The 12,672-nt window shown below is 45.3% G+C and carries 14 protein-coding genes and 2 pseudogenes; 2 read left to right on the forward strand and 14 right to left on the reverse strand.

Going from position 1 to position 12,672, the window contains the following annotated elements; genetic code table 11:
• Positions 1 to 42: 42 nt before the first annotated feature.
• The 6 genes from bshA to ACWA2B_RS11730 form a co-directional block, all read right to left on the reverse strand.
• Positions 43 to 1,206 (reverse strand): N-acetyl-alpha-D-glucosaminyl L-malate synthase BshA, encoded by a 1,164-nt coding sequence (gene bshA, locus ACWA2B_RS11705; RefSeq protein WP_029517362.1) that lies wholly within the window; start codon positions 1,204 to 1,206, stop codon positions 43 to 45.
• An 84-nt stretch (positions 1,207 to 1,290) separates the two neighbouring features.
• Entirely contained in the window at positions 1,291 to 1,983 is a 693-nt protein-coding gene (gene bshB1 / locus ACWA2B_RS11710; RefSeq protein WP_449292238.1) for a bacillithiol biosynthesis deacetylase BshB1, read from the reverse strand.
• Complete coding sequence (gene mgsA, locus ACWA2B_RS11715; protein WP_029517360.1) at positions 1,983 to 2,417, reverse strand: methylglyoxal synthase; 435 nt, start codon at positions 2,415 to 2,417, stop codon at positions 1,983 to 1,985. Before mgsA ends, bshB1 begins: the two co-directional genes overlap by 1 nt.
• 56 nt (positions 2,418 to 2,473) lie before the next feature.
• Positions 2,474 to 3,277, reverse strand: a complete 804-nt coding sequence (dapB, locus tag ACWA2B_RS11720) for a 4-hydroxy-tetrahydrodipicolinate reductase (protein WP_029517359.1) — start codon at positions 3,275 to 3,277, stop codon at positions 2,474 to 2,476.
• A 31-nt stretch (positions 3,278 to 3,308) separates the two neighbouring features.
• Entirely contained in the window at positions 3,309 to 3,827 is a 519-nt protein-coding gene (locus tag ACWA2B_RS11725; protein WP_029517358.1) for a tetratricopeptide repeat protein, read from the reverse strand.
• 50 nt (positions 3,828 to 3,877) lie between these two features.
• Positions 3,878 to 4,207 carry a nucleotide pyrophosphohydrolase gene (locus tag ACWA2B_RS11730; protein ID WP_029517357.1) on the reverse strand — a complete coding sequence of 110 codons (330 nt, stop codon included), beginning with the start codon at positions 4,205 to 4,207 and terminating at the stop codon, positions 3,878 to 3,880.
• Positions 4,208 to 4,421: 214 nt separating this feature from the next.
• Between ACWA2B_RS11730 and ACWA2B_RS11735 the strand changes: the two genes are divergently transcribed.
• Entirely contained in the window at positions 4,422 to 5,291 is an 870-nt protein-coding gene (locus ACWA2B_RS11735; protein ID WP_029517356.1) for a YitT family protein, read from the forward strand.
• 76 nt (positions 5,292 to 5,367) lie between these two features.
• Here ACWA2B_RS11735 and ACWA2B_RS11740 read toward each other — a convergent pair whose 3' ends face one another.
• From ACWA2B_RS11740 to ACWA2B_RS11775, 8 genes and pseudogenes are all read right to left on the reverse strand, one after another.
• Complete coding sequence (locus ACWA2B_RS11740) at positions 5,368 to 6,213, reverse strand: sporulation protein YpjB (protein ID WP_165146955.1); 846 nt, start codon at positions 6,211 to 6,213, stop codon at positions 5,368 to 5,370.
• Positions 6,214 to 6,384: 171 nt separating this feature from the next.
• Positions 6,385 to 7,029, reverse strand: a complete 645-nt coding sequence (locus ACWA2B_RS11745) for a DUF1405 domain-containing protein (RefSeq protein ID WP_307346094.1) — start codon at positions 7,027 to 7,029, stop codon at positions 6,385 to 6,387.
• A gap of 172 nt (positions 7,030 to 7,201) precedes the next feature.
• Positions 7,202 to 7,381 (reverse strand): IDEAL domain-containing protein, encoded by a 180-nt coding sequence (locus ACWA2B_RS11750; protein WP_013371655.1) that lies wholly within the window; start codon positions 7,379 to 7,381, stop codon positions 7,202 to 7,204.
• A gap of 22 nt (positions 7,382 to 7,403) precedes the next feature.
• Complete coding sequence (locus tag ACWA2B_RS11755; RefSeq protein WP_039271101.1) at positions 7,404 to 7,910, reverse strand: gamma carbonic anhydrase family protein; 507 nt, start codon at positions 7,908 to 7,910, stop codon at positions 7,404 to 7,406.
• Positions 7,911 to 7,962: 52 nt separating this feature from the next.
• Entirely contained in the window at positions 7,963 to 9,072 is a 1,110-nt protein-coding gene (locus ACWA2B_RS11760; RefSeq protein WP_342434248.1) for a hypothetical protein, read from the reverse strand.
• A gap of 166 nt (positions 9,073 to 9,238) precedes the next feature.
• Positions 9,239 to 9,841 carry a histidine phosphatase family protein gene (locus ACWA2B_RS11765; RefSeq protein ID WP_029517351.1) on the reverse strand — a complete coding sequence of 201 codons (603 nt, stop codon included), beginning with the start codon at positions 9,839 to 9,841 and terminating at the stop codon, positions 9,239 to 9,241.
• Positions 9,842 to 9,911: 70 nt separating this feature from the next.
• Positions 9,912 to 10,538 carry a hypothetical protein gene (locus ACWA2B_RS11770; RefSeq protein WP_029517350.1) on the reverse strand — a complete coding sequence of 209 codons (627 nt, stop codon included), beginning with the start codon at positions 10,536 to 10,538 and terminating at the stop codon, positions 9,912 to 9,914.
• Positions 10,535 to 11,130 (reverse strand): annotated as a pseudogene (locus tag ACWA2B_RS11775) (RNA polymerase sigma factor). The gene ACWA2B_RS11770 and the pseudogene ACWA2B_RS11775 overlap by 4 nt, the downstream one beginning before the upstream one ends.
• A gap of 708 nt (positions 11,131 to 11,838) precedes the next feature.
• Here ACWA2B_RS11775 and ACWA2B_RS11780 point away from each other — a divergent pair.
• Positions 11,839 to 12,454 (forward strand): annotated as a pseudogene (locus ACWA2B_RS11780) (class I SAM-dependent methyltransferase).
• Positions 12,455 to 12,672 lie beyond the last annotated feature (218 nt).

The following is a 12,672-nucleotide window of genomic DNA, read 5'->3' on the forward strand; positions in this document are numbered from 1 at the left end:
TTGCAAGTATTCAATATAAAAAACGGACGCGAGTCCGCCCCCTTAAACGCTGATCGGTTTAAGATCCGGCACCTCGCGTCCCAACACACGGTAATAGATTTCTTCATATTGACGGGTAATCAGCTCATCACAAAAAACGGTACGGGCGCGGGTCAGACACGCTTCACGGAAACGTTCCGCCATCGCTTCATCGGACAACAGCTCAACTGCATAATCAGCCATCGCCTCAGTATTACCAATTTCAGCAAGATACCCCGTACTTCCATGCACAACGAGTTCAGGAACTCCTCCGGCCTGAGAACCGATTGTCGGCACTCCACAGGCCATTGCTTCCAGCGCAACCAAACCAAAACTTTCTTTTTCCGAGGGAAGCAGCAGCACATCCGCCATAGAAATCACTTCTGCGATCTGATCCTGCTTACCTAAAAAGAAGACCTTGTCTTGAAGTCCTAAATCCTCAATTTTGCAACGGATTTTTGGTAGATCCGGTCCTTCCCCCACCAGCAGCAGCTTCGCAGGCACTTTTCGTTGCACTCTTTCAAATATATCCAACACATCGCCCACCCTTTTGACAGGACGGAAATTGGAAATATGCATCATTATTTTTTCATGCGGTTGGGCAAAGTCTCTTCTAAGCGCAGCGGCATCTCGTGGATAATACACCCGTTTATCTACAAAATTATAGGTTAAATCAATAGGCCGTGTAATTTCCAGCGCATCTATCGTCTCCCGAATCAAATCTTTGGAAACCGCCGTCACAGCGTCACTTTTGTTAATAGCCAGCCGAATCAGGTCCTTCAACGACTCATCCTGTGCCAAGACTGTAATGTCCGTACCGTGTAGGGTGGTTACCACCTTCAGATGATCACCCACCATTTCCTTCGCCAAGTAAGCGCATACTGCATGTGGTACCGCATAATGAACATGGAGTACATCCAAATTCTTCATTTGTGCGACTTGGGCCATTTTGGTCGCCAGTGACAAATCATAGGGCGGATATCTAAACACGTAATAATCGTTAATTTCAACCTCATGATAAAAAATATTTTTCTGAAACGTCCCGCCTAATCTGAACGGAATGCTATTGGCAATAAAATGAACCTCGTGCCCTTTTTCTGCCAGCAACTTGCCCAGCTCAGTAGCCACTACGCCGGAACCACCCAGCGACGGATAACAGGTAATCCCAATTTTCAGTTTGTCATTCAAGCTAGCTGCCTCCTTCCGCTCACCAGTGATAACTTTTCTGCCGATTTATTTTAACACTCTGCAAAATGCTCAAGTATAGAATTCTTATGTGAATAGCTTAACCAGATATGGCGTTTTGGACGCAAACCCTTCTGCATACGTAATCAATTTGCGCTGACCCAACAACGAGTCGCGAGCTTTTACGCGTTCCACATATCCCTGATTTAATGGTGTGGACACTGTATCCTTTCCAGGCGCTGCCTGAAATTGCGAAGCATAACTCAATAACGACTGTTCCTTAACTTCATAATGCTCGGTGATATCCACAATCAAATCCGTTCTGCCAATATCATTGATAAAATAAAAATATAATTGCTCTACCTGTACCGCAGGATTTTCTGGCATAAAACGTCGCAACTTCGCGTTAAATACCGCTTCCTCCACCAACTTGCTACACATGACATGGTCTGGATGCCGATCCTCCCAATAAGGAGCGAATACGACTTTCGGTGCATGGCGCCTGATTTCTGCTGTAACTGCAGCTACATGTTCAGGAGTTACATATAATCCACGATCAGGCAGACCCAAATTCGTCCGCACAGCAAGCCCGAGCACTTTCGAAGCATGTTCAGCTTCTGACATACGAGTATCCACATCACCATTGGATGACATTTCAGCCCGCGTCAAATCGCACACGCCCACCTTTAAACCAGCGGCTGTATGCTTGGCAATCGTGCCTCCCATTCCTATTTCTGCATCGTCAGCATGAGCTCCGAAAATCAGGATGTCCAGCGTCATTATATATCACCCTGCTGGTCAATGCCCGGTTTATATTTATGTACCAGCTCACGCCAAGCAAAATCGCCTCGGTCTAGCGCTTTCACCAGTATTTCAGCAGTTGCAACGTTTGTCGCCAAAGGAATCCCCTGCACGTCACACAAACGTAACAAGGCACTAATGTCCGGCTCATGCGGTTGTGCCATGAGCGGATCACGCAAGAATATAATCAAGTCCATGTCATTTTGCGCAACCATGGCCCCAATTTGCTGATCTCCTCCAAGCGGCCCGGACATGAAACGGTGAATTTCAAGCTTGGTTTGCTCCATAATACGCAGACCTGTTGTACCTGTTGAAAATAACTTGTGATCTGTAAAAACATGCTCATAGGCCGTTATGAAATTTACCATTTCATCCTTTTTTCGGTCATGCGCAATAAATGCAATCTTTAACATTCGAAGTTCCTCCTGCCTCATTCTATAATTTCATTCGTCCAATCATTCGCGTATTCTTAATCGATGTAATGCTCAAATCCATATACAAGCCCTGGCTGCTCCATGACCTTCTGAATACCGATTTTAACACCCGGCATATAGCCCGCCCGTTCATAAGAATCCTGACGAATCTTCAGAGATTGTCCAAACCCTCCGAATATCACTTCTTGCTGTGCGAACACACCGGGAAGACGGACACTGTGGACACGAAACCCTTGATAGTAACCTCCCCGTGATCCTTCTAACGTTTCTTCCTCTTCCGGGTTACCCTGTCGCAGCTCTTCACGCTGTTCGGCGATCAGCTCTGCGGTCTTAATGGCTGTGCCCGATGGCGCGTCCAATTTTTGGTCACCATGATATTCGATAATTTCCAGATGTGGGAAGTATTTCGCTGCCTGAGCCGCAAACCGCATCATCAAAATGACGCCAATTGAAAAGTTTGGCGCGATCAGACCACCAATTTGCTGCTCACGACACTGCTTGTCCAGTTCATCAATCTGTTCGGGAGTAAACCCTGTTGTTCCGATAACCGGACGAACTCCATGCTTGATAGCAAGCTCTGTATGTGCATATGCAAAACGCGGCCCCGTAAAATCGACCATGACATCCGCTCGGCTATCCAGTAATGCCTGCTCCACATCCTCCACAATAGCGATACCCGCTTCCGGTAGTCCGACGAGAAGGCCGGCATCACTGCCGGCATGTGTTCTGTTCACTGCGGCCACAAGCTGTAGTTCCTCATCTTGAAGAACCAATTTGACAACTTCACGGCCCATACGCCCTGCTGCTCCTACAACAGCCACTTTTATTGGTTCTGACATATCCCTACAACTCCTTATGCATCCATTTGTGCTAGATCTGTTCATTCATCTGCTGGCATAACTTCTTCATGAGGTTGGCAAGCTGCACATTGTGAGGAAACAGTGCAGCCGCCTCACGAGCAGCCTGCACAGCCAGCTTATACTCATTCATTTCGTCATAAATCAATGCGAGCAGCAAAAAAGCATCCCCACATAACGGATCGAGGGCTATTGCTCGTTCCAGTAACAAGATCGCATCCTGACGCACCTGCGGCGTAGCTCTGTCGACATCCAGCATTTTTCTGGCCTTCTCCGTATGCTGCCTGGCTTCCTGCGCATGTAGATGGAGAACATATTCATCCTGCTGTGGAGCGAGACGAACCGCATGCTCTGCATATGCGAGAGCCTGCTCCAAACGACCACTACGAGCATAGGTAACCGAGCACCGGAAATAATGCTCCGCATGATCAGGCTGAGCTGAAATTGCTTTTTCAAACCATTCCACGGCCTGCTCAAAATCGTTCTGCAAAATGCACTGATAAGCTTTCTGAACGTATTCCTCCGCCTTCATGACACTGCACCTCCGGGTAACCGGTTTGGTACAGCATATGTACAAAGCGCCTAATCGGTGTCCTTTTTGGTCCAACGATTCGCATCACGTGTGTTAAATTTATGCATAACCTTATCATGTGCCTCGGTCAAATTTATACCTAGCGAGTTCGCAAAGCAGATGGTGATGAACAAAATGTCCCCCAGCTCCAGCTCAATGGAATTGTCCGCCTCATCCGTTTTTTTCGGTTTCTCGCCAAAGGAGTGATTGACTTCCCTCGCCAGTTCCCCGACTTCCTCAGACATCCGGGCCAACATCGCTAAAGGGCTAAAATACCCTTCCTTAAATTGAGATATATACTGGTCTACCTCACGTTGAATTTCATCTAATGATTTTTCCATGAAACACGCAATCCCCCCATGTGCAGGTTTATTCATATGTTATCGTAAAGCACATTTTAAAACAAATTTTTTTTTAATTGTGAACTTATGACCCCAACTTACTGTCATCAGTCTTTTAAAGCTACCGTAAAAAGGTATACTACATATAAGGAGCTGCGATTAGCAAAATCAGCATGAAGTCGTTCTTCCTTAAACTGCTACTGCGAGGGATTATATGAAGATATCCAAGTCCATGGAACAGCTTAAAATGATTTTACCCATTGTGCTCGGGACCGCCATCTATGCATTCGGTCTGCTTTATTTTATTATACCCAGTAAACTGATGGAAGGTGGTATTACTGGGATCACCCTGCTGCTCAATTATGCTTTTTCGATTTCACCCTCTCTCTCCACATTGCTTCTGAACATTCCTTTATTTTTAATTGGATGGAAAATGCTTGGGGGCAAGCAAATTCTATATACAGGGGTAGGTATTGGGTCGCTCACTTTTTTTCTGTGGTTGTATGAAAAAATGATTCATCTCGGATGGATGGGAACATTTCAAACTGAACACGATTTTATACTTTCTTCATTATATGCGGGGGTTACGCTTGGAGCCGGATTAGGTATTGTGTTCCGCTTTGGCGGCACCACGGGCGGCTCGGATATAATCGCTCGTATTCTAAACCGGAAGTTTGGCTGGAGTATGGGAAGGATTATGCTGGTCATTGATATCGTCATTATCGGTGCTTCACTACTTTACATACCAAAAGAAAAAATTCTATATACATTAGTCGCCGTGTTCATCGCGTCCAAGATTATTGATTTTATACAAGAAGGCGCCTATTCCGCCAGAGCCTTTATGATTATCAGCGACCACACGATGGACATTGCGGATATTATTATTAGAGACATGGATCGCGGAGTTACTATTATTCCGGCTGTAGGTGCATTTTCCAAGCAGGCCAAGCATGTTGCCTATTGTGTCGTGCCTCGTCAGGAAATACGACGTTTGCACCAAATTGTTAAATCGGTTGATCCACGGGCGTTTATTATCATACAGGATGTGCATGATGTACATGGAGAGGGGTTCAAAGAGGAATAGCCCGGAAATCCGGGCGATGGGCTAATCTATATGGATGGCTCAGCAGCCAACGACGCGAATGTTCGAATTTGCATCGTTATCCAGAGAAACCAGCTCGATATTTACGATAACCTGCATAGACCAGCGCCAGCAGAACAATCATGCCGATTGCCAATTCTGCCCGGCGCTCACTTTCACGTGGGATAAATGGCGCCAGTGCAGTGGCGTCTTTTTCACGTCCAAACAAGGCATTAAACGTCGGATTTCCCTGATCCAACGCCCCTCTAATGGCTGAGGCATCTGCATGTTGCTGATCCCCCAATCCTTTGACGTAGGAAATCCATGAATCAGCCCGGACAACCTCACTTGTTCTGCCATGAATCAATGCTGCTGTACGGATCGTCTCATAATGGTCCTCCAGCACCGCGGCTCCAGCTTTGAAACCCTTCATGTTACCTTTAGCAAACTGGCTGTTCAAGCCGCTAACATCTTCTTTTAAAATCTTATAATACTGCTGCCATAAGGGCTGACGCGGATGTGCAAGCGCATCTGTCGCAAGTCGTAAATTGGCCGCAGCCTTCACCCACTCATCTGGTGATGCTTGGACGGACTGTGTAGCTTGCTGGACCTCAAGGATGCTGCCGGACAAAGCATGAATGGCCTCTACAGATAACGCTGCCTGCACCTGGCCGGTGCCAAACCATCGACTCACCTCGGCTACATCCGCGTGCGCTTTTTCAATGTTCCCGTCCATCACATCCCGATACAGTATCGCAGCTGCATGGTCCAGTTCCTCAATTTCTTTTGTATTTCCTATGGGTTTTGATTGATCACGTGCTTCTGCCACACCTGGAGGGACGCAGACGGACAGCAGCAGGACCATAGATAATACAACACTCGAAACAATACGTATCGTAATTTGAAACGTCTGACCCCTAATCATGGGACATCCCTCCTCACCTTACTGTATGGCAAGGTTACCGGGACTAGAACTTACTTCAAAATCAAAACCAAAACTTTGTGTAGCAAAAAGATTAAAGCTCTTTCTTATTTTATGATCATCACGGATTCCTTTTTTAAATATATTCCTTTTGATTTATAACGATGTTCATCTCTATTTCTCCACTTTTACTTCCATTCGATTGCGCGCAAACATGGCAAGCCATGCTGCTACGATACTGACAAGGGTTAGCATATAGGTAAACGCACGCACTTGCGGTACATTATCCGTTAGCGTCTTTGGAAGATACGGATATATACCAAATGTATAATCCATCGTATCATTTAACAATGTCCAGAGTGCGGCTAGGCATAAAGCAGTCCATTTGCAGGTGAAAAAACGCACGAACAGTAACGCTTCGACCGCCATTGCCGTGTGAGATGCCACCAGCATCCAATCCTGCCATATCATATGTCCCCCCTGCGCAACTCCCCAAAAAATAATAGCTGAAGCCCATATGCCATATTTTACACTCGTGACAACAGCCAACGCCTCCATGATCTGTCGAATGACCTTCAAGCTCTTGAGACGCGGAGAATAGAGCAAAAATGCTATAGAGATCGTAAAAAACAGACTCGCCGTCGGACTATCAGGCACAAATACAATCTGCCACATCGGATGATAATTTAGAGTATATTCCAACTGCCCCCCATACCATATGTACCCATACACTGTTCCTACCAGATTACACCAGAACAGCAGCCACAAAAAAGGCCGGCTCGTCAAGAACGACCGGCTCCACAAATAAGATAACGACACGCCCTTCATCCTCCGTTCATACGACGGTTGCCTTGTACAGGCCCATCCTACAAAAACTATATCATATCCAAGCGTACCAAAAAAACCTGACCGCCGCTACAGTCAGGTTTGATGATTATAATCTCGAACTAACAATTGGTCTGAAATCCAACTTAGGGTTCCTAAGATTATTCTAACTCATTGCTTTCAGCTCATCCGTAAGATGACGAAAAGCTACTTCATCTCCGGAGGCTAGCGCCTCATCAATATCCTTGTAGAGTTTTTCACTCCGGTGTTTACGTAATGCCTCGTCCAAAACCATTTCAGCAGACAGGCCCAACATTACTTCATAAGTAACCTTCATTTTATCCATAGGATGCACCTCCAACATGAGTTTAAGAGATCCTATATTCTTTTCCTTTCGCCACATAGCTGAGTGCCGTTCGTGACATCCGCTGCAAATCTGCATCTGTCAATTCGCGCACCACTTTGGCAGGTGTACCGAGAGAAAGAGTATAGGGTGGTATTTTGGTATTTTCCGTAACGACCGACCCTGCTCCTATTAAAGCATATTCACCAAGCTCCGCTCCGTTGAGTACAATGGCCCCCATACCGATTAAAGTGCCTTTGCCTACCGTACAACCGTGGATTATTGCAGCATGACCTATCGAAATGTCATCCGCCAGCAACAGGGGCTGATCCGTGTTCACATGTCCCACGACACCGTCCTGAATATTGCAGCGTTCACCGATGATGATAGGCGCCATATCTCCGCGCAGTACGGCATTAAACCATACAGAGGAATCTTGGCCGATCGTTACTTTTCCGACAATTTTTGCTCCTTCTGCCACATAGACAGATGAATGGAGCTGTGGCATGTTTCCGGTATAGTGAATCAGCATCAACTTCACCCTCTCTTTTTGGGTGAAATTCTATCAACATGTGTGTTGCTTGTCAATGGAGCCGTATACCCGAGTCCTTCCGCCCAATGCGGCACTCTCCCGCCAACTTCAGCCCCCAGGCCGTCATCTGTACAGAGGATCCCGTCGGATGTTCACCCTGACGAAGCATACCCAAGTGAAGCATCATTCGTATAATTCTCTGATCAAAGACCGAACGGGGCGTATCATAGTAAAACGGTCGAATCAGTGGGCCGATATGTACAAAAAGCGACTCTGAGGACGTCCACGGCCTGGCACATTCTCCAATCCAGTAGACTAGAGAAAGCAAATTAGGAACGGCTCCTTTATACAGTCTTAACCAAAACCTGAATAGCTGTATCATTTCTTCCTCAATTGTATGCTCCTGATGCGCTTCTCCCTTTGCTGTCAGCACAACCTGGTCCCCTTTCTCCTCGATGTACTTGGAGTGACGGGCATAATCATACAGTAGGGCCATTCGGTCTGGATAAAACTTAAAAGAGGAACCATACCCGAAACGCCATCCTCCCTTACCCAAAAGCGGCTCCGCAATGTGCAAATGCTCCATCAGCTGCTGCTGATTGCGACGATACCAAGCCCCCTCGGGATTTAGCGGGACCTCATGCTGCCCCATGTATTGAAGGAAAAGCCGTAAATCCTCTGCCAGTAGATGCCCTTCATCCCGGTACGATGACGGTTCGCTTACCCGTGTCATTCCGCTTTGGAAGTCATGTACCATAACACGTCGAAAGCGCTCCTTCATATCCAACGGAATTTGGAACAAATACCTCGTGTTGTGCGTCGAACCGTTGAACAACCAGCCACTAGAACGCAGACGGGTCACAATATCTCTTGGCCGCTCACCAGGATTTTCGTCCTCCTCAACAGACTGTTTGGCTATTGCAATCAATTCCTCCATGCTGAAATACGGTCGGTCATCGAACAGCAGTGCGTTCAAAAACCTTACCTCTGACAACCTCAGCTCCTTGACCTGCGCCTCAAAAAAACTACTGCTGCCGAGCTTCGTCAAAATCCCCTGGATCAACTCATGCTTGGAATTAGGTTTACAGTCACAATCGTAATACACCGCGATTCTGTTCAAATGCACAATATCCGCAAATGTCAGCATATCCGCCAGATTCATTGTTCCATCGCCTCGTCACTGGACTGTCATCCGGAATTGATTCTTACCTGTTGTACCCACAGCTTTGACGGATTGTTCAAACTCTAAACCTCTTTTTTTGCAAAGGTATAATTAAAAAACAAAAAAGACCACGACTTCTACGATGAGTAGAAGCCGTGGTCTTTTACTAACTTTTTGAGTTACAGTCACTTTTCTCTTGCAAATGCTTCGTGCAATTATACAAAAGTGGTGCCCAATCCATATCCTCACGCTGAAGTATACTAAGTGACAAATTGCCGATTCGTTCCGTGAATTTTTCCTGATACAGAGCCTTATACAAATTAGCCAAAAAACCGCCGTGGGAAACGACCAGCAGATTCTTGTCCCGATTTTCCGTCCAAATGGCCTCCATAAAACCTAGCCCGCGAAGCTGAAGATCCGCATCGCTTTCCTGCCCTAGATCCAGCAGATGCCAGTCGACTCCCCACTTCTCTTCACGCTCGGCCTGTGTCATGCCCTCGACCTGACCATAAGCACGTTCTCTTAGTCGATCATCAGATTCTAGCAACGGAAGATGCAGAGCAGAAGCAATAATCTCCCCGGTCTCTTTCGCTCTGGAGAGACTACTTGTAATAAGCCCGTCCCAATGATAAGACTCTCTCTTTAATCGTTCTGCAAGCAAGCGTGCCTGCTGGCGTCCTTCCTCATTTAACGGAATATCACTGTGGCCCTGGATTTTCCCTACCGCATTCCAATCCGTCAATCCATGTCTGATCAAGCCAATAAGCATCGTGTCTTTTCCTCCGCTGTTTTGTTATTCAGGCATTGTTATGAATTCATATTGGAGTCCAGCTGTCCTGCTAACTTCTGACCCTTCTCGTCCGATGGATCCAGCCCAGAGAAAATAAAGCAAGCGCAAGTGCCAATACAGACAACAGCATCCAGTATTGCGGATAAGTAGGAACAATGCTAGCAACCAGCGGGTCCATAATGCCACTATTCACATCTTTAATGTGGTATTGATATTGTGGAGATGTACTTGTAGTTTCCAACAGGCCTGTCGGTAAAATACCCGTATCCATGACAGGAGCTGCTTGAGGGGGATTTTCCTTAGAGGAGCTTCCATTCCAGTTCAAAAACAAAAAGCTGCATAAAAATACGGCCAAGAAGCCAGCGATCCATACAGACATATACTTACGGGCTGCTGGGTTCACACGCGCACGTCGATGCTCACCCGGAACAAGCCACGGTGATTCTTCATAAATTCGATCCATGACTCTGCGATTCATGGCCTCTAGCTTATCATCTGTTATTTCAAAGGAAATATCACGAATAGCGGATCGATTTTCTTTTGACAAATCCCACTCTTTTTCTTCCGAACCATGTTCCCACCCAGCAGACGAGCTTTTGGCCCGTCTGCGCTCCGAGTCTTGTTTCGATACATTTTTGCCTGTAGCGAACAAATCCTCAGTGTCCCTGGATTTCATTGGCTGCTCATCCCTTCGTTTTCCTCATAGAGAGGCTCAAAAAATAAGGCTCCAACTGCGTCTTCACACTGGTTCTTGCCCGGAAAAGCAACGACTTCACCGCACTGACGGTCTGTCCTAAAATAGTCGCAATCTCCTGATAATCTAATTGCTCATATTCACGCAAAATCAGCGCAGATCGCTGCTTCTCAGGCAATCTATTGATCGCTTCACGAACCATCTCTACCTTCTCACCGCGAAGGACAGCCTGCTCCGGAATTACATCCGATGGAGCTACCGGTACATAACCGCTCTCCTCCAATGGAACCTGACCGCTACGGTGCTTGCGAAGCTCACTTAGCACCGTATTGCGTGCAATTGTATATAACCAAGTGGAGAACGATGCGTCTACCTCGCGAAAAGAGTGCAGGCTCCGATACGCTTTGTAAAACGTCTCCGAGCATAAGTCCTCAGCAATCATTTCCAGGTTCGAACTTTTCAGCATATGATAAACAAAAGCTAAAATTTTACGTTGGTGACGCCTCATTAATTCTGAATAAACCTCAACATTACCTTGTTTGATTTCCTGAATCATCTGGGAATCTGTCATCATCCGAGTGAGACCCTCCTCGCCCATACATGTGCTGTTTTCCCGTTCGATTCTGTCTATATATACCGAACAGGTCAAAAAAAGTTGCGCCCTCTGCGCAAATGGATGAAACAGCATCATGGGAACATTTGTTATTTTCTTACCCTATGTAGTGCCAACATTAACGGTGCTATCCCCAACAATATTCAACGTCCAAAATGGACTTACCCATTGTACCACAAAATGGACTTACCCATTGTACCACAAAATGACCGCCAGTAAAAAAGTCCAAAATCCCCACGATTTCCATCAATGCCTCCCTAACGCTGGCAACTAATTCATTTATACAGCTTTTCAATGGATTTTAAATTTTTTCAAGATTAAATGACAAACCTACTGAAAGCGTGCCATCAAATAAACCAATAAGGATAATTACACAAAAAAAGAAAACGCTTTAAAAAAATATTGACAAAATGAAAACGTATACATATAATAAAAGTACAGTATGGTTTCTCTCCACTCCTATCCTACTCAGCTACTTCACTAAAAGTAGCTACCACCCGGGGCTTTACCCGGGTGGTCTTTTTTTTGTTTTCCAATACTCCTCTTTACCTTACTCACCTACCCCATATGTGGGTTGATAAAATACATCAATATTTCACCAATTATTTGGTTGTCCTATTAAAACACATTATTATATAATTAATTTTTTCAATAGATAGGGGGCAGGAAATGAATAATAAGTGGAACAAGGCTGTATATAAGATTTGGTCTCCAATTTATGATAACTTTTTCAATTCAGGTAGCTTCCTCAATTCTAGAAAGATCATATTTCAAGAAAAGTCATTTAATAGCGAGCAAAAAATACTTTTTGTAGGTGTAGGAACTGGAGCAGATTTAGAATTAATAAATCACTACGGGCTGGATATTACTGCCATAGATTATTCACCTGAAATGCTTAACAAAGCAAAAGATAAATTTGCCAAAAAAATCCATAAAATTCTTGGAAATGGATGCTCAACAAATGAATTTTATGGATGAGCAATTTGATATAGTAGTAGGAAGTTTAATTCTCTCAGTAGTACCTAACGCAAATAAATGCTTCGATGAGATGGTGCGGGTTTTGAAAAAAGACGGGGAAATTATTATTTTCGATAAGTTTTCTCCTAAAGGAAAAAAGCCCTCATTATTCAAAAAAACGATAAGGCCCGTTATTAAGGTGTTAGGAACCGATATAGGGTTGAATTTTGAAGAACTGTTTGAAACCCAAAAAACAAAACTGCGGATCAAAGAGGATGCACCTATAATGTTCAACGGTATGTATAGAAAGATAGTAATTACAAAATAACGCGTAGCTCCACTACCTCTTCAAGTAACAAAAAAGCGAGCGAAGAGAACCTTCACCCGCTTTAGATCTTTTCTTACTACTTCACTCCCAGAAAGTGTGGTGCTTTTAAGGCGGTCCATAGCGTAGAGGTTCATTTGAATCTGGAGAAGCGGAGCACTCGCCTTTGCCTGCGGGATTTTCCCCTTTGTACATATATTCAGAAAATCCGCAGACAACAG

It is taken from the genome of Paenibacillus sp. CMM36 (genome assembly GCF_053570945.1).